General features: G+C 69.7%; 18 protein-coding genes, 1 pseudogene and 1 riboswitch. Of the genes and pseudogenes, 9 read left to right on the forward strand and 10 right to left on the reverse strand.

From position 1 onward, the window contains the following. Positions 1-261: 261 nt before the first annotated feature. From OHA25_RS05900 to OHA25_RS05915, 4 genes are all read left to right on the forward strand, one after another. Positions 262-1,413 carry an alginate lyase family protein gene (locus OHA25_RS05900; protein WP_327586584.1) on the forward strand — a complete coding sequence of 384 codons (1,152 nt, stop codon included), beginning with the start codon at positions 262-264 and terminating at the stop codon, positions 1,411-1,413. Positions 1,414-2,089: 676 nt separating this feature from the next. Next, complete coding sequence (locus tag OHA25_RS05905) at positions 2,090-2,338, forward strand: MFS transporter (protein ID WP_327590932.1); 249 nt, start codon at positions 2,090-2,092, stop codon at positions 2,336-2,338. 109 nt (positions 2,339-2,447) lie between these two features. Continuing rightward, complete coding sequence (locus tag OHA25_RS05910; RefSeq protein WP_327590933.1) at positions 2,448-3,233, forward strand: class I SAM-dependent methyltransferase; 786 nt, start codon at positions 2,448-2,450, stop codon at positions 3,231-3,233. Between the two features lie 185 nt (positions 3,234-3,418). After that, positions 3,419-4,543 (forward strand): NAD(P)/FAD-dependent oxidoreductase, encoded by a 1,125-nt coding sequence (locus OHA25_RS05915; RefSeq protein ID WP_327586585.1) that lies wholly within the window; start codon positions 3,419-3,421, stop codon positions 4,541-4,543. Positions 4,544-4,762: 219 nt separating this feature from the next. On the opposite strand, the gene OHA25_RS05920 is transcribed toward OHA25_RS05915, so the two are convergent. The 5 genes from OHA25_RS05920 to OHA25_RS05940 form a co-directional block, all read right to left on the reverse strand. Continuing rightward, entirely contained in the window at positions 4,763-5,179 is a 417-nt protein-coding gene (locus OHA25_RS05920; protein ID WP_327586586.1) for a DUF4189 domain-containing protein, read from the reverse strand. A 161-nt stretch (positions 5,180-5,340) separates the two neighbouring features. Then, on the reverse strand, positions 5,341-5,868 hold the full coding sequence (locus OHA25_RS05925; protein WP_327586587.1) for a dihydrofolate reductase family protein: 528 nt from the start codon (positions 5,866-5,868) through the stop codon (positions 5,341-5,343). Positions 5,869-5,934: 66 nt separating this feature from the next. Beyond that, positions 5,935-6,660: a DUF6597 domain-containing transcriptional factor gene (locus OHA25_RS05930; protein ID WP_327586588.1), complete on the reverse strand. Its 726-nt coding sequence runs from the start codon at positions 6,658-6,660 to the stop codon at positions 5,935-5,937. Between the two features lie 116 nt (positions 6,661-6,776). Next, complete coding sequence (locus OHA25_RS05935) at positions 6,777-7,391, reverse strand: histidine phosphatase family protein (RefSeq protein ID WP_327586589.1); 615 nt, start codon at positions 7,389-7,391, stop codon at positions 6,777-6,779. Positions 7,392-7,464: 73 nt separating this feature from the next. Then, positions 7,465-8,694, reverse strand: coding sequence for a PEP/pyruvate-binding domain-containing protein (locus OHA25_RS05940; protein ID WP_327586590.1), 1,230 nt, complete (start codon positions 8,692-8,694; stop codon positions 7,465-7,467). Positions 8,695-8,753: 59 nt separating this feature from the next. Between OHA25_RS05940 and OHA25_RS05945 the strand changes: the two genes are divergently transcribed. Together OHA25_RS05945 and OHA25_RS05950 are read left to right on the forward strand one after the other, a co-directional pair. After that, positions 8,754-9,149, forward strand: coding sequence for a DNA-binding protein (locus OHA25_RS05945; protein WP_327586591.1), 396 nt, complete (start codon positions 8,754-8,756; stop codon positions 9,147-9,149). Next, a complete protein-coding gene (locus tag OHA25_RS05950) occupies positions 9,146-9,781 on the forward strand; it encodes a transcriptional regulator (RefSeq protein WP_327586592.1) in 636 nt (211 codons plus the stop codon). The genes OHA25_RS05945 and OHA25_RS05950 overlap by 4 nt, the downstream gene beginning before the upstream one ends. Before the next feature lie 65 nt (positions 9,782-9,846). Here OHA25_RS05950 and OHA25_RS05955 read toward each other — a convergent pair whose 3' ends face one another. Continuing rightward, positions 9,847-13,317 (reverse strand): WD40 repeat domain-containing serine/threonine-protein kinase, encoded by a 3,471-nt coding sequence (locus OHA25_RS05955; protein ID WP_327586593.1) that lies wholly within the window; start codon positions 13,315-13,317, stop codon positions 9,847-9,849. A gap of 339 nt (positions 13,318-13,656) precedes the next feature. On the opposite strand from OHA25_RS05955, the pseudogene OHA25_RS05960 reads away from it, so the two are divergent. Further along, positions 13,657-14,883: pseudogene (locus OHA25_RS05960) on the forward strand (ATP-binding protein); the annotation flags it as partial. A gap of 1,680 nt (positions 14,884-16,563) precedes the next feature. Here the strand turns inward: OHA25_RS05960 and OHA25_RS05965 are convergent. Both OHA25_RS05965 and OHA25_RS05970 read right to left on the reverse strand, forming a co-directional pair. Further along, positions 16,564-17,400: an ABC transporter permease gene (locus OHA25_RS05965; protein WP_327586594.1), complete on the reverse strand. Its 837-nt coding sequence runs from the start codon at positions 17,398-17,400 to the stop codon at positions 16,564-16,566. Then, positions 17,397-18,422, reverse strand: a complete 1,026-nt coding sequence (locus OHA25_RS05970) for an ATP-binding cassette domain-containing protein (RefSeq protein WP_305914090.1) — start codon at positions 18,420-18,422, stop codon at positions 17,397-17,399. The genes OHA25_RS05965 and OHA25_RS05970 overlap by 4 nt, the downstream gene beginning before the upstream one ends. 298 nt (positions 18,423-18,720) lie before the next feature. Between OHA25_RS05970 and OHA25_RS05975 the strand changes: the two genes are divergently transcribed. Beyond that, positions 18,721-20,175: an MDR family MFS transporter gene (locus OHA25_RS05975; RefSeq protein ID WP_327586595.1), complete on the forward strand. Its 1,455-nt coding sequence runs from the start codon at positions 18,721-18,723 to the stop codon at positions 20,173-20,175. A gap of 67 nt (positions 20,176-20,242) precedes the next feature. On the opposite strand, the gene OHA25_RS05980 is transcribed toward OHA25_RS05975, so the two are convergent. Continuing rightward, entirely contained in the window at positions 20,243-21,400 is a 1,158-nt protein-coding gene (locus OHA25_RS05980; protein ID WP_327586596.1) for a phosphoribosylaminoimidazolecarboxamide formyltransferase, read from the reverse strand. 30 nt (positions 21,401-21,430) lie between these two features. Beyond that, a riboswitch (ZMP/ZTP riboswitch) is annotated at positions 21,431-21,515 on the reverse strand. 222 nt (positions 21,516-21,737) lie between these two features. On the opposite strand from OHA25_RS05980, the gene OHA25_RS05985 reads away from it, so the two are divergent. Beyond that, positions 21,738-24,863, forward strand: coding sequence for an AfsR/SARP family transcriptional regulator (locus OHA25_RS05985; protein ID WP_327586597.1), 3,126 nt, complete (start codon positions 21,738-21,740; stop codon positions 24,861-24,863). Here the strand turns inward: OHA25_RS05985 and OHA25_RS05990 are convergent. Continuing rightward, positions 24,860-25,888 carry a hypothetical protein gene (locus OHA25_RS05990; protein WP_327586598.1) on the reverse strand — a complete coding sequence of 343 codons (1,029 nt, stop codon included), beginning with the start codon at positions 25,886-25,888 and terminating at the stop codon, positions 24,860-24,862. The two genes, OHA25_RS05985 and OHA25_RS05990, sit on opposite strands and share 4 nt — an antisense overlap. Between the last annotated feature and the right edge of the window lie 27 nt (positions 25,889-25,915).

Genomic DNA, 25,915 nt, shown 5'->3' on the forward strand with positions numbered 1-25,915 from the left:
GGCCCGCCACCAGGCACATCCTGGAGCGGGCCTTTATGTTTGTCAGGACAATCTCGGGATCTTGCTAACACCTTTCACCGTTGCATCGGCTGAGCACGTCAGGCCTCCACGATTGCCCGGCGGGGGGCCCAACCGTGGGTACGGTATGCGGCGGAATAGCGGCCGATGTCCACGGCGCGAAAATGTTGACAGCCGAGTCGGAAATGTTGACAGCTGAGTCGGTGGCTGGCTGAATGGACGTCCGCGCCTGGAAGGAAACCCTTGCGTCTCGCTCGCCCTTTCGCCGCCACCATGCTCGTGGCCGCCGCCTTATCCGCCCCGCAGCCCGCGCAGGCGGCCGCCTTCAAGCATCCCGGCGTCCTGGTCAGCCGCGCTCAGCTCGACTTCGTCAAAGCCAACCTCGGCAAGGAACCGTGGAAGTCTGCCTGGGAAGCCCTGCAACGCAGTTCCTATGCCTCGCTGTCCTACACGGCCAAGCCCCGCGCCGTCGTGGAGTGCGGTATGTACGGGAACCCCGACCACGGCTGCTCGGACGAGCGTGAGGACGCCAATGCGGCCTACACACACGCCCTGCGGTGGTACCTCACCAAGGACTCCCGCTACGCCAAGAAGGCGATCCAGATCATGGACGCCTGGTCAGCCGTGATCACCGAACACACCGGGAGCAACGCGCCGCTGCAGACTGGCTTTGCGGGCGCCAACTTCTCCCGCGCCGCCGAACTCATCAAGCACACCTACACCGGCTGGACCCAGGCCGGCCGGTTCGCCGACAAGCTGCGCACCGTTTACCTTCCGACCGTGATCGCCGGAAAGCCCAACAACCAGGGCAACTGGGAACTGATCATGACCGACGCCGCCATCGGCATCGCCGTGCACCTCGACGACCGCGCCTCCTTCGACCGGGCGGTCACGACCTGGCGCGGCAGGCTGCCCGCCTACATCTACCTCACGACGGACGGCTCGCTACCCAAGGCGCCGCCGAACAGCAAGCACGACACCGAAGCCGAGATCATCGACTACTGGCACGGGCAGACCAAGTTCGTGAACGGCCTGGCCCAGGAAACCTGCCGCGACTTCGGGCACACCGGATGGGGCATCGCGGCCATCTCCCACGTCGCAGAGACGGCCCGCCACCAGGGCGTGGACCTGTACGCCGAGGCCAAGCACCGGCTGCGATTCGCGATGGAGTTCCACGCTCGCCTGCAACTGGGCGCGACGGTGCCATCGTGGCTGTGCGGCGGCAAGGTCACCCTCGGCCTCGGGCCGAACCTCGAAGTCGGCTACAACGCGCTGCACCAGCGTTTCGGATACGACATGCCCCATGCCGTGAAGTGGGTGAAGCAGAAGCGCCCGGTCGGTGCCTCGCGCTTCCTGGCCTGGGAGACCCTCACCCACGCGAAGAACCCGCGCTGAGCCGCGATGAGTGGATCGGACACGCCGGACTTCACTCCGACGGCGTGGCCGACATCTTCTCGGCCGCCACCGGAACGCTGACTGTCTGGAACAGCGAAGGCGGCAACCCATTCGGCCCGGCCTTTTGATCTCCGTACAGCAGCGTTGTATAGCAACGCGGCCTACACGGCCGATCTTCTACAGTGGGTACGCGCCATGTCCGGGGCACGCAGAAGACGCAGTTGGTGCGAGACCGAGGAACGCCAAGGCCGGCTCGCCAAGCGGCCTGGCTCAGGCACCGCCGAGTTCGCCCCGGAGGCGGCGGATCCTTTCTTTGGGGAAGACCTGCTCAAGTCATTCTTTGCTGATCTCCAACATGCGCTCCTTCGCCAGGGGAAGGAGCGCGCCGTTCTGAACCGCCGCGTGATTTTTGGGAGCGGGGCAGATCAGGACGGCGAGGATCCGACACGTCCGTTGCAGGGCCTCGATCCCGCCAGTTGGATCGTGCTCTTGATGGGCTTCCGCGCTGTCCGTACGGCAAGAGTTATCAGTGCTTCGAGGAGAGGGCTGCGATGCTCGACATCTCTGGACTTGACGATGGCCGTCGCGCGAGCGGGGACCGCGACGCGTTGCGCCGCCCAAAGGCCGATAAGTCGGGGGGCGGATCCTGCGTCGCCGGCCGGTCGCCGCGCGACTGCTGGTCGCGGCGTTCTTCTTCAACTTCTTCTACTTGCCGATAGAGGTGGCGCTCCCCCTGTACGTGCGCGGGACGCTGGGCGTCGACGCGTCGGCGCTCGGCCTGCTGTGGGGCGCGCTGGGTGTGGGCGCGTTCATCGGCGCCTCGCTGGTCAACCAGTTGCGCGACCTGCCGCAGCGGCACGTGCTGATTGCGATCACCGGCTGTGGGCGCTGTGCCCGATCGTCCTCCCCCCAGCCGGGCAGGTAGGACGCGCTCCACCACTGTGATCACGAGCGCACAACCATGCGTTTGGCGGGTATCTGCGGCAACGCGTTTTCGCGCCGTCTGGGCTCCGCCGGTCTACTCTTGCGACGTGATGCATGAGGTGTGGGCCCGCGGCGACGCCTACGGGTTCTTCATGGGCCGCTGGAGCCGGCGGGTGGCCGCGTCGTTCGTGCCCTGGCTCGGCGTGCCGCCCGGCCGGCGGTGGCTGGACGCCGGCTGCGGCACCGGCGCGCTCTCCGCCGCCGTGCTCGCTGCCGCGGATCCCGCCGAGGTGACGGGCGTCGATCCGGCGGAAGGCTTCATCGGGCATGCCCGCGCCCAGATCGCCGATGCGCGGGCCCGGTTCGAGGTCGGCGACGCCACCTCGCTGTCCTCCCCCGCCGACCGGTTCGATGCGGTGGTCAGCGGGCTGGTGCTCAACTTCGTGCCCGAGCCGGCCCGCGCCGTGGCCGAGTTCGCACGCGTGGCCGCTCCCGGCGCGACGGTCGCCGCCTATGTCTGGGACTACGCCGAGGGCATGGCGATGCTGCGGTACTTCTGGGATGCGGCCACCGTCCTCGACCCCGCCGCCGCGACGCTGGACGAGGGCGCGCGCTTCCCGCTGTGCCGGCCGGAGCGGCTGGGCGAGCTGTGGACGGGAACGGGGCTGAGCGGCGTAGTGGTCGAGTCGATCGAGGTGCCGACCGTGTTCGCGGACTTCGACGACTACTGGACGCCGTTCCTCGGCGGCCAGGGACCTGCGCCTGGGTACGTCATGGCGCTCGCGGAGGACCACAGGACAGCCCTGCGGGACACGCTGCGCCGCCGCCTGCCCACGGGTCCGGACGGCTCGATCGCGCTCACCGCCAGGGGGTGGGCGGTACGCGGATACGCCTAGCGATCCTTGGTCTCGCTAGGACTCTCAGGGCGGAACCACCGCTGGCGCAGGTGAAGCCGACATCTCTTGCGACCGCCTGATCTGCCTACTCTCAACCTTTGCCTGTCCCGTTCATAGTGCTCACCGTTCCACATGCGTGCATGCTAGAAGCGGGAGTTCGCCCGTGATCTGGGAAGGCGGCGTTCGTGAGGATCGGGTCCGGAAAGCGGCCTGAACGTGTTGCTGTCATCGGAGTGGGCATCCTCGGAGCCAGCGTGGGCTGGAACCTGTCCCGGCACGGCGCCAAGGTGGTCTTCATCGACGCGGGTCAGCCGGGCGAAGGCGTCACCAACTGGTCTTTCTCGTGGGTCAATGCCAGCAACAAGACCGCGCGCAAGTCCTACTTCGACCTGAACGTCGCGGGCATGGCGGCGTACCGTGAGCTTGCCATGACCATCGGGCCAGACTCATGGTGGTATCCCAGCGGCCATCTGCGCTGGACAGACGATCCCGCAGCAGAGGCGAAGGTCCTGGAAACAGCCGCACTGCTGGCTGGCTGGGACTACCGGGTCGAGGTGTGGACGGGGGCCGAGGTGCGCCGACGCCTTGAACCTGCTCTCACGATGCCCGGCGAGGTTCCCGTCGTGTTCTACACCGACGAAGCCTGGGTGCACGGACGTCATCTCGTCGGCCGCCTGGTCGGCCAGGCCGTTGCAGCCGGCGCCGAGCACCGGTTCGGCACCGCGGTCTGTGACATCGGCACCGGTGCAGACGGGAGCATCCGGACAGTTGCTCTATCCGATGGGAGTCGTCTCGACGTCGACATCGTCGTGAACGCAGCAGGTCCCAGCGCCTCCCACGTCGCCGGGCTCATCGCACGGCACTTGCCGATGCGCCGGGAACCCGGCGTCATCACCCGGATCAGCTGTGCTCAGGTCCCGGTTCACCGGGTCATGCACGCGCCCCATATCGAGATCCGTCCCGACGGAGACGCTTCAGTGGTTCTCCACAGCCGCGAGATCGACGCACTCATCGACACAGGCGAAGATCCAGCGGAACTCGCACGGCTGCTCCACGAATCGGCGCGGCACGTCGTTCCCGAGCTCGGCAACTCCCGCATCGTACAGACGCGGGTAGTCGAGCGGCCCATCCCAGTCGACGGATTTCCCTCGGTGGGAGCGGTGCCGTCTGTGCCGGGCTACTACGAGGCCGTTTCCCACAGCGGCATCACGCTCGGGCCGGTCATCGGCCGACTGCTTGCTTCGGAGATCCTCAGCGGGAAGAGAGATGGGATGCTTGCGGACTTCCGCCCGGAGCGGTTCCCCTCGTGACAGCCCGCGCACGAGTTACCCGCGTCTCGCGGTTGGCAGTGGGGCCATCTGCGAAGGATGGCCCCACTTGATCTATCTCCACAGGCACGCGCTCTTGAGCGGGGCCCTCACGTGTTTGTAGCTGCCGACACGCGCTCGGCCGCCTGAGGCCAGTCGTCGATCTCCAGGGACTCGGCACCTGTTAAACGATCAATGATCGCAACGGCTGGCTCACCCGGGCTAGCGGTATCGTCTGGTGCACTGATAGGCGATCCAGCGGCCGCCGCCCGCGTTGGCGATGGCGTTCCTCTTCGCTCTGGCGGGTGTGCTCCCCCTGCCGCCCCAGTAGACGTTTCTCCTGGCGTTGTAGGCGACAGCGCCACAACCGTTGACAAAGGTGGTGAGGACTTTGCAGCTGGAGCGGCCGCATTCCCTCAGTGCCCGCTTTTTGGCGGCAGTCGCTGTTCTGTAGTCCCAGGACCTGCCGACACGGCCGTCCCGCGACACGGCGATGGCGCCGTAGTAGTAACGTGCTGCACTTTCCCCCGCCGTAGCCGCAGTAGCTGCACTAGCTGCTGCGGGGGTCGCCGTGGCCAGCACCCCGGTCGCCATGATGGCGCAAGCGGCGATGGCAGTGAGCTTCTTGCCAAACTGCATGGTGTTTCCCCTTCGTGCCATCCAAGCGGACGGCAGCGTTGCGCTGATGAGGAGAGCCTGCCGTGTGCCACTTGCAGATCACTTAAACCGGTAAATGAGTATAAAGGATCAAGGGAGGGGGTTTGGCAGTACGAGCTTCTTCGCGCACCCGCTCAGATCGGTCATCGGCGCACCCGATAGCGCAGGTGGAGTACCCGGTTGCCCTGGATCACCACGTCAGGATCCTCCAGCAGGTGCTGTGCGTCGACGGACCCGAAGTAGCGCTTGCCGGACCCGAACACCACGGGCGCGACGTCCATGGCGACCTCGATCGTGCGTTCGCCCGCAAGCTCCTGTGCCTTGGCCATGGCGGCCTCGACGCCGTCGACGAAGTGGTACGGCGCCTCGGGGTCCCAGCCCTCGGGCATCGGCCGGTGCGACACGACGACCACGTGGTCGATTCCGGCCGGTGGCTTGCCGCCCCAGCCGTCCGTCAGGTCGAAGACGTGGCGGCCGACGACCGTCACTCCGATCTGGTCCCAGTACGGCCGGGTGTAATCGTGGGACGTCTGCGACACCTTCACCTCCCCCGTCTCGTCCAACGGGACGTCACCGCTGGACATCCAGTCGAACAGCGGTCCGACCTGGTCGTTGTCGTCCGCGATGAAGCCGTCCACCGACACCGTGCTGTACATGACGACCTTGCTCATGGGCTCTCTCCTTTGCTGGGGAAGTCCTATGGTGGCGTGCCGGGAGTTGCCGGCTCTTGTGAGAAATCAATCGGCGGGCAGCGGCCCGACGTCGAGCGCATGGCCGGGATGTTCGCGGAGGAAGCGCCGCCGGACGTCGACGTACCGGGTCGGTGTAAGCCCCGTGAACGTCCGGAACTCGTGGCCGAAGTGGGCCTGGTCGAAGTAGCCGGCACGACCGGCGAGGTCGACCCAGTTGACCGGTCCGGCCGCCACGCTCAGGTCGCCGATCGCCAACGCTCCCGTGGCCGCCGCGATGACGCTGCTCGTGTGGCGGACCAGCCCCAAGCCGGCGGTCTCGCAGAGCCGTCGCGTCAACTCGTCCTCGAGGAGCGTCAGCATCTCGTGCGGCCCGGCCGCCGTGGCCAGCCGGTCTCGCAGCTCGGCGATGGTGGCGCAGCCCCAGACCTGCTCCACCGTCACCGGCCGGTCACACAGCTCGGCCGCGGGCATCGGCAGGAACGGCGCCAGCCCCCACGGCTTGAAGTGCACGCCGACCGACCGGGTCCCCGCTGGGTAGCCGAACTCGAACGCGCGGGTGGGTGTGGTGACTACGCAGCCGTCGGCGTACTCGGCCGGCTCGAGGTCGGTGCCGGCGCGGATGCGGAACGGCGCCCCGAGGTTGAGGATGAGGACCGCCGACGGCATCGGCGGCAGCGTCAGGCGGGGGTACGGCGGCGTGCCCTCCAGGTAGTAGAGGTCGTCGATCAGCCCGGCCAGCGGCGGTCGTGGCGCTCTGGACACGTACTCCACGTGTCACAGCATCGTCGATGCACGGGCGGGCCGCCAGGTCGTCGTACGCCGTCGGTCACGGAACTGCGGCGGGCGCTTGTCCTTGCGCCCGAAGCCCGAAGCGCAGCACCGCCACCTCACGGCCGCACACCTCCGGGGAACCCGGTCCAGCGCAGGTCGGCCGAGAGGTGGCTCATGTCGTTGAACATCACGATCGTGGGCGGCAGACCGGTACGGTACTCGATGACCGTCAGCGCGGTGTTGGCGCTGTTCAGTCCGAGCCACCGGGACGGCGGCGCGTCCAGTGCGTGCCGCACCAGCCACGCGATCGGGTAGGCGTGCGTCACCAGGACCTCGTGCGTGTCGGGTTGGATCCCCTTCGCGGTCGTGTCGGGGACCTTCGCGAACCGGGCGACCAGGGCATCGGCGAGCCTTTGGCCCGAGGCTGCCTCGGCGTCGTCGTAGCCGTCGAAGAAGCCGGCCCAGGACGGGGGCGTTTCGGCCGCGCTGGGGACATAGGGCACGTAGTCGATGAGTTCGGCGGCCTCGGTCACGGGCACGTTCGGCAGATGCCGGGCGAGTTCGTGCGCGCTCGCTACGGCGCGGGGCAGCGGAGAGTGCCACACGGCGTCGACCGGTATGCCGGCGAGCCGTTCGCCCAGCAGGCCCACCTGCCGCCGCCCGATGGCGGTGAGTTCCCCGAACGCGTCGGCCGCCCCGTGGCGTGCCAGGTAGAGGTGTCGCGTTGTCATCAGCCGTTGGGGGCGCGAGGCCCGTGTGGACCCGCTTCCCCTTCTCCTTTCGATCCGTAGGGGAAGTGATCGGTCACGCGTTGGTCGCCGCAACGGTGCCGGTGGTGCCGTCGATGGTGATGAGGGTGTCGTCGTGGAGCCTGCTTGTCGCGTTCGCGACGCCGAGGACGGCGGGGATGGCGTGCTCGCGGGCGACGATCGCGGCGTGGGACAGCACGCCTCCGGTTTCGGTGACGACGCCGGCGGCGATGCGCAGCAGCGGTGTCCAAGCGGGGTCGGTGAAGGGGCAGATGAGGATGTCGCCCGGGTGCACGCGCGCGAAGTCGCCGGGACCGCGGACGATCCTCGCGGGTCCGGTCACGGTCCCGCGGCTGCCCGGTGTTCCGGTGAGTGTGGTGGCCGGGATGTCCGAGGCGCCGGAAGGCGAAGGGCGCTCTGGGGGTGCGGCGGTGATCGGCCGTGCTTGCAGAACCCAGGTGCGACCGTCGACGATCGCCCACTCGATGTCCTGCGGTCCGCCGAGTGCGCCGGCAATCTCCCTGCCCAGCTCGGCGAGCTGCGTGGCGGTCGCGTCGTCGATCGCCGGTTGATGCCGGGCATGGGCGGGCACGTCGCGAACGACGAGTTGCGTGCCACGCCGGTCAAGGCGGGTCCGTTTGTCGGCGATGGTGCGGGTGACCGTCCCGTCCTCGGCGACGCGGTAGGCGTCAGGGGTGACCGTGCCTCCGACGATGCTGGGGCCCAGGCCCCAGGACGCCTCGATCTCGGTTGCGTCGTCCGGGCCTGCGGGTGTGAACATGACCCCGGATACCTCGGCATCCAGATGACGTTGGACGATGACGGCCATCACAAGATCGGCGGACGGCCGGCCATCGCGGCCGGAGGCATCTCGGTAGGCGATGGCGCGGGGAGACAACAGCGAGGCCCAGCAGGCACGTACGGCATCGGCGACGTCGCTGATCCCGTGCACGGCGAGAAAGCTCTCGAACTGACCGGCCGCCGATGCCTGACCGGTGTCCTCGTCCGCCGCAGATGATCTCACCGCCACGGGCGGATCGCCGAGTTCGTCGAGCGCGCGTCCCAGTGCGTCGATCACGGTGGCGTGGAGTGGGCGGGCCACAGCAAGATCGTCTGACTCCCCGGCGAACCGTCCGAGGTCCAGGTCGCGGACAGCGGCGAGGTAGGCGGCGAACGAGACGACGAAGCCGTCAGGAACCGGCAGACCCGCGCGCAGCAATGCGCCAAGTGTGCCGGCCTTGCCCCCGCAGGTATCGGCGACAGCCTCCCGGAGAGGTACGATCATCCGCCCTCGCTTTCAACAGATTGTTGACAATATTTCGTTGATTGTGCATGGTGAGTCGCATGGCACGCAAGCAGGACATCGCTCACAGTGCGCACGCCGACCACGCTCAGGCCCAACGTGAGCAGGACGCGCGGCAGCGTCTCCTGAGCCTGGGCGCGGACGCGCTCGACGCCCGTCCGTGGCGACCCCCGCCCGCCCCGCCGTCAGCGGTCGACCTTGTGCAGTTCGCCGTCTGGCGCAACACCGACCTGAACCCGGAGGACATCCTGAGCGCGCTCACCTTCCTGCCCGCCGCACGCGCCGAGGTCGAAGGACTTGAATCAGCCCTGCTGTTCATGGCCCGGAGCGCAGGCCTGACCTGGGCGCAGATGGCGCAGGCGATGGGATTCAACTCCCCGCAGGCCTGCCAGCAGCACTACACCCGCCTCACAGCACGACAGGACGCCGACTCATGACGCCAGACTCTCCGCCCGCCCTCCTGGTCCTGCATGCCGTGCGCATCACGGGGTTCGCGGACACCCCGGTGCTCGCACACCGGTACGGCCTCAGCGCGGCCGAGACGAAAGAGGTGCTCCTCGACGCCGAGGCATGTGGCTGGGTCGAACACACCGCCTTCGCCGGCACCGGAGGCTGGTCGCTGACCGGATCGGGCCGGGTCGAGAACGAACGCCAGCTCGCGGCCGAGCTCGCTCGCGTCGACGGTGCGGACGAGGTCCATGGCGTCTACCGCGCATTCCTCCCGCTGAACGCCCTCCTGCTACGAGCCTGCACCGACTGGCAGCTCCGGCCCACCGCCGGCGATCGGCTCGCCGTCAACGACCACTCCGATACCGCCTGGGACGCCAGAATCCTCCACGAGCTCGCCGACATCGACCGCGCACTCCGGCCGCTCGCAGACCGGCTCGGGAGCGTCCTGACACGGTTTCGCGGATACGACACCCGATTCACCACAGCCCTCGCGCGCGCCCGAGCCGGGGAGGGCGGCTGGGTCGACCGCACCGACATCGACTCCTGCCATCGTGTCTGGTTCGAGCTCCACGAAGACCTCATCGCCACGCTCGGCCTCGACCGGCACGCGGAACCCTGAACCCCGCACCGGCCGTTCCCCGCGGATCACATGGTGAGGCGGGCATCCCGTGCCCGCCCCTTCTGTTAGGGGCAGACGTTCTGGTACGGCGCTCCGCCCAGGTACCGCTCCCACTCGGCGGGCGACAGCGAGCGCCTGACCCGCGCGCACACCTCCCGCGCGACCCGTTCTCCGCCAACGGAAACCGTGCGGACGGCCTCGCCCATCCCGACGTACACGGCCGCCCCATCGGCGCTGAACGCGAGCGACCACGGCTGGCCCTCCTGCAGCAGGTACGACCCGCCGAGCCGCCGCCTGGCCTCGACGTCCCAGAGCTGGAGCACGCCGCTCATCGAGGCGGTGGCGAGCGTCCTGCCGTCGGGTGAGAAGGCCAGGAAACCGACTGCCGCGGCGGCCCGGGGCAGGGCGGGGCGCAGTGCCTTCGGCCCGTCGACGTTCCACAGCCCGACCCGCCCGGTGGTGCTCTCGTACGCGGCGAGGAGCCCTCCCTTGCTGATCGCGACCGCTTCGGTGGGCACGAACCCGGCACCTACCGGCTTGCCGGTGCCGACGTCGATGAACCTGCCGCCATCCGGCGACACGTACGCCGTGCCGCCCGGCAGGAACGGCCCGCCTCGGGAACTCGTGTCGAACGAGCTCAGCACGTGCCCGTCGGCGGCGTCGAGCACCACTTTCTTGAACACCGGGACCCGCCCGTACATGACGGTCATCGCGAGCCGCCGCCCGTCCGGGGCGAAGTGCACGTCGACGGGGGCGCCGTTCTTCCCGGGCATCCGCACCGACCAGAGCTTCGCCCGGGTACGCAGGTCCCAGAGCGTGACCGTGCCGTTGACGTCCATGACGGCCAGCTTCGTACCGGAGAAGTCGGCGGGCACCGCATTCTCCGTATCGACGGGCAGGCGGCCGGTCTCCTTGCCCGCGCCCACGTCCCAGATCCGAAGCTGCTTGCCGGCTCTGACGACGGCCCACTTGCCGTCTCCACTGAGGTAGGGCAATCCCGGCACGGCCGTCGCCTGGGTGCGCGGCCGCAGGTCCAGGCTGACGACGGCGTCGTCCACGATGTACCGGAGCGTGACGCCGTCGGGGTCGAACGCGACGTCGGTCAGATCGCCCTCGGCGCGGTGGTCGAGCACGAGGTTCCGGGTGCGCAGGTCCCAGACCTGCACATCCCTCTTGAGGAAGGAGGCGAGGTACCGGCCGTCCGAGCTGAAGCGCAACTGGCCGTCGGTCCCGCAGGCGTGGCAGGACAGCGAGACGCGGCGGGCGCGGCCCGAGGCGGCGTCGACGAGGGCGATATCCGTGCTGTTGCCGCAGGCGAGCGTCCTGCCGTCCGGGCTGAACGCCACCTCCTTGGGATGGTCCGCACAGGCGGGGAACGGCCGCTCCATCCGCCACCCGGGCAGCGCGACCTGGTCGAGGCGCTCTCCCGGCAGTAACAGACGCTTGCCCGCGAGGTCCACGAGCGGCCGGTTCACCGCCTTCTCCCCGCGGAGCTCGAAGACGCCCTTGCCGAACTGCTCGCCGGTCGAGACGTCGAGCAGGTAGTGGATGTCATGCATGCTGTACAGCACCGTGAGCATGGTCTCGTGCTCGCCGAACACGGCGCTGTAGTGGAACATGGACGGTGATGGAAGCGGCCGTTCGAGCAGCTTCCTGCCGGTCTTCAGGTCCCAGACACCGAGCCTCTCGGTAGTGGTCGCGGCCAGCAGCCGCCCGCTGCGGCTCAGCGCCGGCGGATACTCGATGGTCCCGCTCAGGGTCATCCGGGGCCAGCTCGCCGTACGCCTGCCGGTGCGCACGTCGTACACGTTGACCCCGCCTTCGCTGACGCTGACCAGCGTGCGGCCGTCGCGGCTGAGCAGCCGCCGTGCCACGCCCGTGACCGGCGGGTCGCGGAAGACGGCCGTCTCATGCTGCTGGAGTGAGGCCGTCAGGCTGGAGCGGGCCTCCGGCTGCGCCGGCGAGACCCGCCAGGCCGCCACGCTCAGCAGCATCGCCAGGGACGGGTCGATGGTCCGCTGCCGGTCCGCCTCGGCGGCCGCCTGCTTGGCGGCCAGGATGTCGCGTTGCCGCGCCGTCTCCTGGCGCTGCCAGACAGCCAGCCCGCCGGCCACGAGCGACACCACCAGCAGCCCGGCCAGCGCGACCGTGGTCAGCGTCCTGCGCCTGGCCCGCCGTCTGGTGAGGTCGGTGCCGGCACGCAGGAAGTCTCGTTCGAACGGGGTCAGCGTGACGTGCCGGCGACCGGTCGCGGCCCAGCTCAGCACCTGCTCCAGGCGGCTGCCCTGGAGCACGTCGGCATCGCGCCTGCCGTTCTCGGCCCAGCGGCGGGCGGCGGCGTTGATGCCGTTCAGCATGGCCAGCCCGTCGCGGTCGGCGTCCACCCACATGCGCAGCCTCGGCCAGGCACGCAGCAGGCCGGGCCGGGACAGGGACAGCGTGCCGTCGCCGCTGACGATCACGTACGAGAACGCGGCCAGCACCCGCCTGACCGCCGCCGACTCCCGCTCGGAGCGCCCCTCGAACAGCTCGTCATATCCGGCCGACCGTCCGGACTCGTGCCCGTCCTCCCCGACGGCCACCAGCCGCAGGAACACCTCGGCCGCCACCTCCCGCTCCTCGGGGCTCAGCGACTCGTAGGCGTCCTCGGCGATCGTCCCCAGAGCGGGATCGCCCTGCTCCGGCCCGTACACGCCCCGCGCGGTCCTGCTGCCCTCCGCCAGCAGCCCCTTGGTGTCGGCGCCGTTCCCGCTGACCAGCGCCAGCAGCAGGTCGCGGGCCGTGGGACGGGCCGCCGGGTCCTTGGCCATGGCCGCCTCGACCAGCGGGGCCAGGCGTGGCGGCAGGGCGCTCAGGTCGGGTCGGTGCGACAGCACCCGGTGCATGACGGCGCCCAGGTTGTCGGCGGCGAACGGCTCGCGCCCCGTGGCGGCGAACACCATGATCACGCCCCACGCGAACACGTCGGCCGGCCCGCCCGCCCGCTCCCCCGTGAACACCTCGGGCGCCATGTACGCCGGTGTGCCCGACACCTCGCCGGTCCTGGTGAGCGACATGTCGAGCGTGCGGGCTATGCCGAAGTCGATCACCCGTGGGCCGTCGGGACCGAGCAGCACGTTGTCCGGTTTGAGGTCACGGTGCACGACTCCCGCGTCGTGGATCGCCGTCAGCGCGGTGGCCACCGCCGTGGCCAGCCGGTAGAGGTCGTCACCGGTGAACCGGCGTCCGTCCCGCACGGCCGCACCCAGGCTCGGCCCCGGCACGTACTCGGAGACCAGATACGGCCTGCGCCCGTCCAGATCGGCGGCCAGCACGCGCGCCGTGCAGAACGACGACACCCGCCGCGCGGCCGTCGTCTCCTTCGCGAACCTGTCGCGGATCGCACGATCGCCGGCCGCGTGCAGGACCTTGACCGCGACCCGGTTGCCGTCGGCGTCGTAGGCGTCGTACACGATGCCCTGTCCGCCCGAACCGAGCCGTCCGGCGAGCCAGTAGTTCCCGATGCGCTGGGGATCCCCCGCGCTCAGCGCTTCCATGGCGGGTTAGATGCCATCTTCTTCGCGAAGGTTGTCACAGTAAGGCTGGCCGTGGAGCGGTGCTCGCGGTCACGCTCCTCAGTGGCTCGTCCGTAAGCTGAGGGTGTGTCCCCCACACTGGTCCTGCTCGACGGCGTCCGCTGGCGCGGTGTGCGCGTGGTCGGGGATCGCGCGCAGACCCTGCTGGCCGTGCTCGCCCTGCACGGGCGTGCAGGCGTCAGTGACGAGCGCCTGGTCGAGGAGTTGTGGCCCGACGAGGCGCCGGCCAACCCGACGAAGGCGCTGCAGGTGGTCGTCTCGCGGACCAGGTCGGCGACGTGCGCCGACGTCGTGGTACGGATGCCGCGTGGTTACCGGCTCGGGCTGCCCGCCGGCCAGGTGGACGCGCTGCTGCTCGGCGCTCTGGTGGAGCAGGCACGTGCCGCACTCGGCGACGACGACATGGCGCTCGCGGAGCGCCGCGCCGAAGAGGCCATGGGACTCGTGGGCGGCTTGGACGGCGCGACGGGCGCACTCGCCGAGCTGAGGAGCGTCGCAGCAGGGCAGGTGGCCGAGGCGCGACGGGTGGCGGCGATCGCGCGGAGCCGGAGCGGCGCTCACGAAGGTGCGCTGCCGCTGCTGGAGGAGGCCGCGGCCGATCGGCCGCACGACGAGGAGCTGCTCGCCTGCCTGCTGCGCAGCGAGGCCGCCGTACGCGGTGCCGGCGCCGCTCTGGAGCGCTACGAGCGTTATCGCGCGGGCCTGGTCGAGCGGCTCGGCACCGACCCAGGGCCTGAGCTCGCCCGCGTGTATGCCGAGCTCCTCGTCGCGGATCGGCCGGTGCGTGAGGGCATCCTGTTCGACGGTTCCTCGCTGCTCGGCCGCGACGGCGACATCCGCGCGGTGCACGCCCTGTTGCAGACGAACCGCGTGGTCTCCATCGTCGGCCCCGGCGGGCTGGGCAAGACGCGGCTGGCTCATGTCGTCGGCAGGAACGCCACGCAGCACGTCGCTCACTTCATCGAACTCGTCAGCGTCTCCTCGCCGGAGGGCGTGGTGGGCGAGGTGGGCTCGGCGCTCGGGGTTCGGGACTCGGTCAGTGGGCGTCGTGCCCTGACCGCCGAGCAACGCTCCGACGTTCGCGCCCGGATCGCCCAGCATCTCGACCAGGCTCCGGCACTGCTGATCCTGGACAACTGCGAGCACGTGATCGAGGCCGTCGCCGACCTTGTGGCGTTCCTGACCGTGACGACCCGCGACCTGCGGGTGCTCATCACCTCGCGCGCCGCCTTGTCGATCCCCGCCGAACGCGTCTACCTGCTCGGCGAGCTGCCCGCGGGCGACGCCGTGGAGTTGTTCCGCCAGCGCGCCACGGCCGCCCGCCCGGGTGTGCGGATCGACGAGGCAGCGGTCGAGGAGGTCGTCGCCCGCCTCGACGGGCTGCCGCTCGCGATCGAGCTGGCCGCGGCCAAGGTGCGGGTGATGGCGGTGGAGGACATCGCGCGGCGCCTGGCGGACCGGTTCGCCCTGCTGCGCGGCGGAAACCGTACGGCCCCGGACCGGCACCAGACGTTGCTCGCGGTCATCGACTGGTCGTGGAATCTGCTGGATGAGCCGGAACGACGGGCGTTGCGCTGGTTGTCGCTGTTCGGCGACGGTTGCACGCTGGCCGCGGCCGAGCACGTCCTCGGTCCGGACGCCCTGCGCGTCGTGGACGCGCTGACCGAGCAGTCGATGCTGAGCGTCCGCGAGACCACGTACGGCCTGCGCTACCGGATGCTGGAGACGGTCAGGGAGTTCGGGCGGATGCGGCTGAAGGAGGCCGGCGAGGAGGCGCCCGCTCGGGCGGCGCAGCGGGAGTGGGCGACTGCCTACGCCCTCGGTCACGCCACCCAGCTGTTCGGCCCGGCGCAGTTCGCCGCGGCCGACGCGTTGCGCGCCGAAGAGAGCAACCTCGCCGATCTGCTCCGGCAGGCTCTCGGCGAGCCCGATCCCGTCACGGCGATCCAGTTGCTGGCCGGCGTCGGCGCGCTGTGGTCGATCCGCGGCGACCATCCCCGGATCCTCGCGCACCGGGACGCCATCACCCAGGTGATCACCGGCTGGATGCCGCCACCGCACCTCGTCGAGGCGACCAGGGCCGCCACGTTGATCATGCTCATGAACGTCATGATCATCACCGACCGCCGGGACGATCCGCTGCGCGATCTTCTCGGCGCGCTGCCCACCAGTGACGCGACGGATTCCCGCGTGGCGGCGATGGCCACGGTGGCGCTCGCGGCCGACGGCCCCGACCTGCGACGCGTGCTGTCGGAGTTGCGCCGGAGCCCCGACGATGACGTGGCCTTGGCGGCGACGCACACGAGCGTTCACGTCCTGGAGAACGCGGGAGACGTGGCCGGGGCGATCGAGGCCGCGGAGCAGACGCTGACGATGCTCCGCGAGGACGACGGGCCGTGGTTCCCCGCGATCCTGCATGCCGTGCTGGCCCACCTGGTCATGCGTCTCGGCGACCGGCGGCGGGCGGTCGGACACGCGCGAACCGCCATTCCCGTGCTGAGCAGGCTCGGCGCCGCCGACGACGAGACCCAGCTCCGCGCGCTGCTGCTGACCTCCGCGATCATCGACGGCGACCTCGGCTCCGCGGAGGCCGAACTCGCCGCGATCGGCCGGATCAACGACAACGAGGCAGTGCTCGGCGGAATGGCGATGGTCTCGTTGTGCGCGGCCGAGCTCGCTCTGGCCCGCGGCGAGACGGCCGCCGCGCTCACGGAATACCGCCGGGCCGTCCAGCGGGCGCGTGACCTGCGCCTGCCGGGGATACTGAACGGGGGGTCCCTGCCGTGGACGATCGTCGCGGAGTCGGTCACCCTGACGGCGTACGCGTACCACGCCCCGCCGGAAGGCGTCCGGTACGGCGAGGAGCTGTTCTCCATCCTCGGCGGCCACGACGTGCTGTCCGCGGAAAGCCCCGTCATCGACTACCCGTTGTGCGGCTGCATGCTCTTCGCGCTCGGCGCCTGGGGGCTGCTGCGGGGTGCCATGGCTCCCGGCGACGCGATCCGGTTGCTCGTGCTGGCCGATCGGTTCGCGTACAACGGCCTCATGCCGAGCATGGCCTTCGAGAGGATCGAGCCCTACGCCGAGCGGGCCGCGCCGGGGATGATCGCCACCGTGCGAGCCGAGTACGGCGATCGACGCGGCTCCGACCTGCTCGGCGAGGCGCGGAGTCTCGTCGAGCAGGTCTCCGGTCGTGACGGGCGGGGATCACATGTGCCGCTTGTAGCTGCGTACCGACAGCGGCGCGAAGATCGCGATGACGATCAGGCACGCCAGGAGCGTCCAGGCCACCTCTCCGCTGACGACGCCGCTGTTGGCGAGGTCGCGGGCGGCCGTGACCAGGTGTGAGACCGGGTTGACCCGGACGAACGCGGCCAGCCAGCCGGGCAGGGTCTCGACGGGAACGAACGCGTTCGACAGGAACGTCAGCGGAAACAAGATCATCATGGAGATGCCCTGCACGGCCTGGGCGCTGCGGGCGATCGTGCCGACCCAGGTGAAGACCCACGCCAGCGACCAGCCCGTGAAGATCGCCAGCAGGATCGCGGCGAGCACGCCGCCCGCTCCGCCGCCCGGGCGGTAGCCCATCAGCAGGCCCATGGCGAACGTCAGCGTGGCCGCGATCGTGTAGCGCAGCAGGTCGGCCACCATCGGGCCGGCGAGCGGCGCGATCCGGGCGATCGGCAACGACTTGAACCGGTCGAAGACGCCCTTCTCCATGTCCTCGCGGAGTTGCGTGCCCGTGGCCATGCAGGTGGTCAGCACGGTCTGGGCGATGATGCCGGGGATCATCAGGGGGAGGTAGCTCTCCACGTCGCCGGCGATGGCGCCGCCGAAGATGAAGGCGAACATCGCGGTGAACAGGAGGGGCTGCAACGCCACGTCGAAGAACTGCTCCGGGTTGCGGCGCATCTTCTTGAGCGCCCGCCACGCCATCGTCAGGGTCTGGGCGAGCGTCTCCCCCATGGAGACGCGCCGCCGGGCGGCCGCTACGCGGTCTGCGGCCCGCACCGCCTCGCGGGCGGGTGCGATCATGGTGCTCATCGGTTCTCCTCCGTGCCGGTCTCGTCGTCCCTGTCCGTCTCGTGGCCGGTGAGGGCGAGGAACACCTCGTCCAGGCTGGGCTTGGCCACGCTGACCGAGGAGATCGACACCCCTGCGGTGCGCAGCGCGATCAGTACGTCCGCCGCCAGGTCCGCCTGGTCGAGGGCGACGTTGAGGCGGCCCTGCTCCGGGCTGAGGACCGGGTCGGAGCCGAGGACACGCCGCATGACCTCCACGGCGGCGGGCACCTCGCCCGGGTCGGCGAGCAGCAGCTGGAGAGTGGAGTTGCCGACGGCGGTCTTCAACTCGTCGGGAGTGCCTTCGGCGACCTTGCGGCCGTGGTCGATGACGGCGACGCGGTCGGCGAGCTGGTCGGCCTCGTCCAGGTATTGCGTGGTCAGCAGCACCGTGCAGCCGTCGGCGACCAGACCGCGGATGGTGTCCCACATCTGACCGCGGGTGCGCGGATCGAGACCGGTCGTCGGCTCATCGAGGAAGATGAGCGGCGGCCTGGTGATCAGGCTGGCCGCCAGGTCGAGGCGCCGGCGCATGCCGCCGGAGAACTGCGCGATCGGTCTGTCGGCGGCCTCCTCCAGGCCGAACTGGCCCAGCAGCTCGATGGCGATGCGCCGGGCGCGCGGCGCGGCGATGCCCTGTAGGCGGCTGAAGAGCCAGAGGTTCTCGCGGGCGGTCAGGTTCTCGTCGACCGACGCGTACTGTCCGGTGACGCCGACCAGTTGGCGGATCACGTGCGGGTTGCCGGCCACGTCGACCCCGAAGATCTCGGCACGGCCCGCGTCGATCTTCAACAGGGTGGCCAGCATCCGCAGCGTGGTGGTCTTGCCCGCTCCGTTGGGGCCGAGGACGCCGAAGATCTCACCGGGGCGTACGTCCAGGTCGATCCCGTCGACGGCACGGTGCTCGCCGAACGTCTTCACCAGCCCTTCCGCACGTACGGCCAGATCGGCGCCACCTGCGTGGGCCGGGCCGCCCCCGGTACGTTTGAGTTCTGTGATGCTCATGGCTTCACTGTCGAGGGTGCCGGTTTCACGGCGCCCTCGACCGGGTTTCACCGGTTGCCGCTGCCTCGATGGCCGACGCCGATGAGGTGACCTCGAGCGCATCCGGCCCGGCCTGGTCGTCGTCCGCCGTCGGTGAAAACCGGGTGACATTTCGCATCGCTTGCCGGAATCCTGGGGCGGGGCGATGAGTTTTGTCGGTGGTGGCGGTCAGTCTTGCATGACCACAACTTCTTGTGAGACCCAGGGCTGCGACGCCAGCCATCACCCTGTCTTGTCCGACAACCCAGATCGAGGTGCCGTGTCCAGCCCACAGCTCGACTCACCTGCCCAATTGGCGACCCCCGCAGGTCGCACCCCAGCCGTGGTCCGGCTGCTGGTGCTCGCCACATTCGTGGTCATCCTCAACGAGACGATCATGATCAACGCGATCCCGCGGCTGATGGGCGCGCTCAACATCACTGAGCAGACCGCTCAGTGGCTCTCGACCGCCTTCATGCTGACGATGGCCGCGGTCATCCCCATCACCGGATGGTTCCTGCAGCGGGTGTCCACCCGCCGCGCCTATTCCACCGCGATGGGTTTGTTCCTGCTCGGCACGGCGTTGGCCGCCGTCGCGCCGTCGTTCGAGGTGTTGCTGGGCGCCCGCATCATCCAGGCGTCCGGGACGGCCGTGATGATGCCGCTGTTGATGACCACGTTGATGCAGGTCGTGCCCGAGGAGGACCGGGGCCGGGTGATGGGCAACGTCACCCTGGCCATCTCGGTCGCGCCCGCGATGGGCCCGACGGTCTCGGGAGTGATCCTCCAATTCGGGTCCTGGCGGCTGCTGTTCGCCGTGGTGCTCCCCATCGCCGCTCTGATCACTTGGGGCGGCCTGAAGCAGCTCAAGAACGTCGGAGAGCCCAAGTTCAGCACCATCGACTGGCTGAGTGTGGTGACCGCGGGTGCGGGCTTCGGCGGCCTGGTCTACGGGCTCAGCCAGTTCGAGGGCGGTGACATCCGCGTCGCGGCCGCGATCGTGGCGGCCGGCCTGGCCGCCATCGTCGTCTTCGTCGTGCGCCAGCTGTCGTTGCAGAAGCGCGGTGTGCCGCTGATGGACCTGCGCACGCTGCGCCACCGCACCTATACGGTCGCGCTGATCCTGATGTCGGTGGCCTTCATGGCGATGCTCGGCTCGATGATCTTGCTGCCGCTCTACCTGCAGAACGTCCGCGGGCTCAGCGCCCTGGAGACCGGACTCCTCGTGATGCCGGGCGGCCTCGCGATGGGACTGCTGGGCCCGACGGTCGGCCGGCTGTTCGACAAGTTCGGCGGCCGGGTCCTGGTCATCCCCGGCGCCATCGGGATCACGCTCTCGCTCGCCGGCTTCACCCAGGTCACGATGACCATGCCGTTCTGGCAGTTGCTCGGTCTGCACGCGCTGATGATGGTGAGTCTGGCCGCGACCTTCACCCCGGTGTTCACTCTTGGGCTCGGAGCGGTTCCCCCGAGGCTCTACTCCCACGGCAGCTCGATCCTGAGCACGCTGCAGCAGGTCGCGGCGGCCTTCGGCACCGCGCTCGTGATCACCGTGATGAGCGCGCGAGCCGATGCCCTGAGGTCGGCGGGAGTCACGGAGGTGCTCGCCAACCTCGACGGCATGCGGCTGGCCTTCATCATCGGCGCGGTGCTGTCCGTGGCTGTGGTCATCACCGCCCTGCTTCTGCCGGCCCGGGCGGACAACACCGCCGAGTTCCAGGGAGCCGGTCACTGAAGCCGAGGTGACGGGGGGCCGGCGTTCGCGTACAAGCGGGCTTGTCCGGCCCGGCCAGGAATGACGCTCAGTGGTGGAACAGCCGTAGGCCGGTGCGGGCCAGCGTGATCCCGTGCTCGCGGCAGGCGTCCGCGATCTCGTCGGACCGGATGGATCCGCCCGGCTCGGCGATGTAGGTGACACCGTGGTGCTGGGCATGATCGATGTTGTCGCGGAACGGCAGGTAGCCGTCGGAGACGAACGCGACTTCCCTAAGACGGCGGCTCCACTCGGCACGCTGGTCGGGCGTCAGCTCGTCGACCGGTCCTGTCAGGGCTTGGGCGAAGTGGCGCCGCTCGAGCGGGGTGAGGCCGCCCTCGATGAAGCGAACCTGCCAGTTGATCTTCTCCTGGTTCCGCAACCCGGGCACGAAGGCAAGGGCACGCACCGTCGGGTGACGACGGAGCCACCAGGTGTCGACCTTGGCGCCGGCCAGGCGGGTGCAGTCCACCCGGGACTGCTGGCCCGCGCCTATGCCAAGGGTCATGCCGTTGCGCACGTAACAGACTGAGTTCGACTGGGTGTAGCGCAGGACGATCAGGCCCAGCACCAGGTCGTCGGCGGCCGTCTCGGGCAACGGCGCGCCTACGACGAGGTCGAGCAGGTCTCGGGAGATCGGGACCTGCTCGCCGTCCTGGGTCAGGCGCACGCCGAAGACCTCCCGCGACTCCTGCGGCGGAGGGGTGAACGCCGGGTCCGCTTCCAGGATGAGGAATCGGCCGTTCTTCTTGGTGCTGAGCCGTTCGACGGTGCCGGGCTCGAATCCAGGGGCAATGATGCCGTCGCAGACCATTCCGGTCAGGAGTTCGGCGAGGTCGGCGTCGACGGGGTGGGAGACGGCGGCGATGTCGCCGTAGGAGGACTTGGGGTCGGCGTCGCGAGCGCGCAGGTAGGCGCTGGTCAGGTCGGTGATGCGCGAGCCGGCGATGCCATGGAGCTGCTCGGTGACCTCGTCGATGGGCCCGGACAGGGCCGCGCCCGCGGGTGAGACGTGTTTGAACGAGGCGGCGGCGGGCCTGCCCAGCGCCTGGGCGGCCTCGTGCACGAGTTGCCAGGCATTCAGGGCGTCCAGCAGGTTGGTGAACGACGGTTGTCCGTGCAGAATCCGGACCGGCCAGCGGTCCGGCGTCGTCGGGATGGCGTGCGCTTGTGTTTGCTGCGGGTTGATTCCGTAGCGCAACTGCACGTTCTGGCCTCCTCAGCGGGACTTCGCTGATGGAGGCGCCCAGGCGGTCGACGCTCGCATCGGGACACGGCCGCTCCCCGGTGGTGGCCCACCTGCGCCAGTCGCGGCCGGGCACTAGTGTACTCAGCCGGTGCCGAACGTTGCTGCCGACGAGATCGCCGTGGACGCGCGGGTGACCACGAGGTCGCCTTGCGTGGCCTCGACGGCCCGGTGTACAACGTGTCTCGACAATGATCGGGAGCCGCCTGTGACCGTGTACGGAATCCTCGGTCCTGTTCAGGCCCTCTCCGCAGACGGGCCCGTGCACCTTTCGGGAAAACAGCGGTCCGTGCTTGGCGTGTTACTGCTCTTTTCCAATACGTCGGTCTCCCTGGAGCGGCTGATCGACTGCCTGTGGGAAGAGCCGCCCGCGTCCGCCGTGTCGAACATCCACAGCTACGTCACCCGCCTCCGCCGAACGGTCGTCCCTCACCTCGTCACCCACGACCACGGCTATCTTCTGAATCTCGAGCGGACCCAGCTCGACCTGCTCGTCTTCGAGGACCTGCTGAGCACGGCCCGCCGCCACGCGAACGCTGGAGACCTGGCCGCGGCCAACGACGCATACCGGACCGCCCTGTCGCTGTGGCGCGGCCGACCTGCCGAGGACGCGCTGCTCACCTCCGCCGTGACGCCTCGCGTCGCTGTTCTGGAGGAATCGGCGCTTTCCGCCCGGTCCGACTGGGCCGACGTCCGCTTGCGGCTGGGCCTGCACGAAGAGCTGATCGGCGAGTTACGGGCGCTCGCCGAAGCCAACTCGCTCAACGAACGCGTCTGGCGGCAGCTCATACTGGCACTCCACCGGTCCGGCAGGCGGGCCGAGGCCCTGGAGATCTACGGCCGGGTCCGGACAGTGTTGGCGGGTGAGCTGGGCGTCGAACCGGGCACCGAACTCCAGCGCCTGCACGCGGCGATCCTGGGGAACGACGAGGCGCTCACCCTGCCCGAGCGCCAGACTGTACGCCGCCTCGTTCCCCGGCAGCTCCCGCCGGCGGTGGGCCGGCTGATCGGCAGGCGGGCGGAGCTCGGACAACTGGACGAGGTGTCAGCCGCGCAGGTGATCCTCGTGGTCGGGGGCGCCGGAGTCGGCAAGACCACGCTCGCCGTCCACTGGGCGCATCACGTGGCGGAGCGCTTCCCCGACGGGCAGCTCTTCCTCGACCTGCGGGGGTTCGACCAGGCGCCGCCGATGAGCACAGCCGAGGCGCTGCCGCGCCTGATCCAGGCGCTCGGCTGGCCCACGGAGGACATCCCCGTGGAGCTGGAGGCCCAGATCGGCCTGTACCGGTCGATCCTGGCCGGACAGCGTGTTCTCGTGGTGCTCGACAACGCCGCCGAGCCGGACCAGATCCGTTCGCTGATACCCCCCGACACCGGATCCCGGATCCTGGTCACCAGCCGGGATCGGCTGAGCGGCCTGGTGGCGCTGGAGTCCGCCGGGCGGGTCACGCTGGACGTGCTTGATCCGGACGAAGCCGTCGAACTGCTCGCCGACACCGTGGGACCGGACAAGGTCCGCAGGGAACCGCACGCCGCCGCGCGCCTGGCTGAACTCTGCGCGCGCCTGCCGCTGGCCCTGCGGGTCTCGGGCGCCAGGGTGGCGAGCAGCCCGCACAAGACGCTCGCACAGTACATGGCCGAGTTCGGCGATCATGACCTTCTTTCCCACCTGGAGGTCGCGGGCGATCGGCGCACGGCGGTGCGCGGCGCGGTCGGACGATCCCACGAGGCGCTGGCCCCGGCGGGACGGCGGCTGTTCCGGCTGATCGGGCTGGTGCCGAACACCGGCATCACCGTCGCGGGCGCGGTGGCGCTGGCAGGCTACTCCCCGACGGACACGGCCACGCTCCTGGACGACTTGGCGCGGGTCCATCTGATGAACGCGGGACCGGACCGCTATACCTGTCACGACCTGCTGGTCACGTACGCCGCGGAGCGGGCCGAGGCGGAGGACCCGCCCGCCGAGCGCGAGACCGCCATCAACCGGTACTTGGACTTCTACCTGCGGACCATCGTCTCCGCGGGAGAGCACGTCGATGTACGCGTGGTCGGACCGGCGCCGGACGGACCGGTCACGGACGTGACCCCCCTCTCCTTCAGCAGCACGGCTGACGCGGAGAACTGGCTCGACCGGGAGTGGGACACCATCGCCGCGCTGATCGCCCACGCGGCCGAGCGCGGCCCCCACGCCTTGGCCTGGCGGCTGGCCGATGCCCTGAGAGATGTCCTGCCCTGGAAACGGCCCGTCACCGAGTGCCTGCGCATCGCCGAACTCGGGCTCAAGGCCGCCCGCATCGAGCAGGACAGCATGGGGCAGGGCGCGATGCTGATGTCCATCGGCTACATACGGTGGCGGATCGCCGACCTGGACGCCGCCATGGACGCCTACCGCCAGGCGCTGCCTTTCCTGCGCCGCGCGGGCTGGAGCGCGGGAGAATCGGCCGTGCTGCGAGCCAGCGGGGTCGCTCTCGCGCAGGCCGGGGCGCCCGAGCACGCCATCGGCCGGTTCCGGCGCGCCCTTGCCATCGACCGCGAGCTCGGCAACCGTGCGGGCGAGACGTCCAGCCTCGGCAACCTGGCGGCTCTGTATCTTGACCTCGGCCGCTTGCGGGATGCTGAAGAGCGCCACCGGCAGGCGCTCGCCGCGGCCATCGAGATCGGCAAGCGCCAGCTCGAGGCCGTCGTGCGCACCAACCTCGGAGTGGTTCAGCGGGAGATGGGCCGGCTCGAGGACGCCTTCGCCACGCTCAGCGGGTCATTGTCCGTCGGGCGCGAGATCGGATCCCCGTACGTGGAGGCCATGGCGCTGGAATCCCTCGGCGGCGTGCATCTGGAGGCCGGTCGCTACGACTCCGCGCTCCAAGCCCTGTCGGAGGCGATATCCGTGGCCAAGAGCGTCGAGAACCACGAAATCGAGGTGCGCGCGCTGATCGGACTGGCGCTGGTGAGCCTCCGGTGCAGGGATGCCGGAGACGCCGACGACCGCCTCGCCGCGGCTGCGGCCATCGCCGAACACAGCAGTCATCGGCCGAACCAGGTGGAGCTGCTGCTGGCGCGATCGGAGCTGGCCCGATTCCGAGGTCTTCACACCGAGGCGCTGAGCCTCGCCGACTGTGCCCGGCACCTGGCAGGCAATGGGTACGCCTTGGCGCTGGGCAAGGCACACGGCGCTCTCTCGGCCGCGTGCCTTGGTCTGGGCGAGCTGGTCTCCTGCGAGGAGCACTGTGAGGAGGCGCTGCGGATCTTCCGGCGCACCGGGCAGCGGCTCGCCCAGGCCAGAACGCTGATCACTCTGGGGCATGTGTTTCAGGGGACGGGGAGAGAGGGCGCGGCCCGGTCGGCTTGGCGACGCGCGCACGCCATCCTGACGAAAGCGGGCGCACCTGAACAGAGGGAGACGTTCGCCTTGCTATACCGGCCCTAGATCTGCCTGATGAACGGGACGTTCTGGTAACCGGCGCGGCGTGCGGCTCGTAGCGCCGTCCCAGGTGTCGGTCCCTGTGCGATGACCGCATCGTCGTCAACGGCCGCCCAGGTGCCGGCCGGCAGGTCGGTCGCGGATCGGACGGTGCGCAGGGCGCTCACCATCTGGTCGATTCGGCCGGACGTGTCGACCGCTGACGTCGGCACACCGAGCCATTGGTGGGTGCGGCGTTCCGCCCCGCGGATCCTGCGCCAGAGCAGATACTGAACAAGGATCGCCGGCCCCAGCACGGTGAGGAACGCCATGCCTGAGTGGAGCACGCCGGTGGCGAATCCGATCTGCACCACGATGATCAGGCCGATGCCGGTGGCCGCCCCGATCCATCCCGCGGGCTTGCCGTACGCCTTGGTCGCCACCATCGGCCACAGCGCCAGGATCAGACAGTCGCCGAGGCCCGCCGCGACCGGTATGGCTCCGCTCGTCACGGCGAGGAGCGGCGCGAACGGATAGCCCTCCACCTGAGCCAGGAACCGATCGGTCATGTCGCCAAGGCCGGTGGCGAACAGGTCGTACACCGCCAGCGCGGTGGCGAACGCCGCGACGTGCCCGGCTGTCATCCCGGTCTGCGTCCACAGACTTGTCACACCGATCACGGCGATCATGATGAGGACGGCATTGAGCACCAGCACCAAGGTGCCGTACCCGGCGATGGCGGCTCCGGCCGCGGTGGCGACGAGCAGGACGGCGGCGACCGTCGCCGGTCGTCCCCCCAGCAACGACGCGAGCGCGAGCTGGACGCTGGCGAGGAACATGACGCCGAATACCGCGGAGACGGCCTGTGCCGGCATGGCGAGATACGTGATGGGCATCACGACCACCAGACAGCTCATGATGAGCACGTCGGAGGTGGTGAAACGCCCTACCGGCGGTCGCGGCAGCCGGAACCGGTGCGCGTAGCCGAGGCCGAGCAGCACGATCAGAGCGATGAGGAGGTCGAGTAACGCGAAGTTCTGCAAGGTGAACATGGGGTCTCCGGGCCGGCGAGAGAGGTG

The sequence above is a fragment of the Nonomuraea sp. NBC_00507 genome (assembly GCF_036013525.1).
Classification (GTDB): Bacteria; Actinomycetota; Actinomycetes; order Streptosporangiales; family Streptosporangiaceae; genus Nonomuraea.

Bases quoted from the DNA above. Each gene is read 5' to 3' on its own strand.
- OHA25_RS05950 (WP_327586592.1), top strand. From the start codon at position 9,146: ATGACGCCAGACTCTCCGCCCGCCCTCCTGGTCCTGCATGCCGTGCGC.
- OHA25_RS05910 (WP_327590933.1), top strand. From the start codon at position 2,448: ATGCATGAGGTGTGGGCCCGCGGCGACGCCTACGGGTTCTTCATGGGC.
- OHA25_RS05925 (WP_327586587.1), bottom strand. From the start codon at position 5,868: ATGAGCAAGGTCGTCATGTACAGCACGGTGTCGGTGGACGGCTTCATC.
- OHA25_RS05935 (WP_327586589.1), bottom strand. From the start codon at position 7,391: ATGACAACGCGACACCTCTACCTGGCACGCCACGGGGCGGCCGACGCG.
- OHA25_RS05945 (WP_327586591.1), top strand. From the start codon at position 8,754: ATGGCACGCAAGCAGGACATCGCTCACAGTGCGCACGCCGACCACGCT.
- OHA25_RS05920 (WP_327586586.1), bottom strand. From the start codon at position 5,179: ATGCAGTTTGGCAAGAAGCTCACTGCCATCGCCGCTTGCGCCATCATG.
- OHA25_RS05940 (WP_327586590.1), bottom strand. From the start codon at position 8,694: ATGATCGTACCTCTCCGGGAGGCTGTCGCCGATACCTGCGGGGGCAAG.
- OHA25_RS05965 (WP_327586594.1), bottom strand. From the start codon at position 17,400: ATGAGCACCATGATCGCACCCGCCCGCGAGGCGGTGCGGGCCGCAGAC.
- OHA25_RS05970 (WP_305914090.1), bottom strand. From the start codon at position 18,422: ATGAGCATCACAGAACTCAAACGTACCGGGGGCGGCCCGGCCCACGCA.
- OHA25_RS05955 (WP_327586593.1), bottom strand. From the start codon at position 13,317: ATGGAAGCGCTGAGCGCGGGGGATCCCCAGCGCATCGGGAACTACTGG.
- OHA25_RS05990 (WP_327586598.1), bottom strand. From the start codon at position 25,888: ATGTTCACCTTGCAGAACTTCGCGTTACTCGACCTCCTCATCGCTCTG.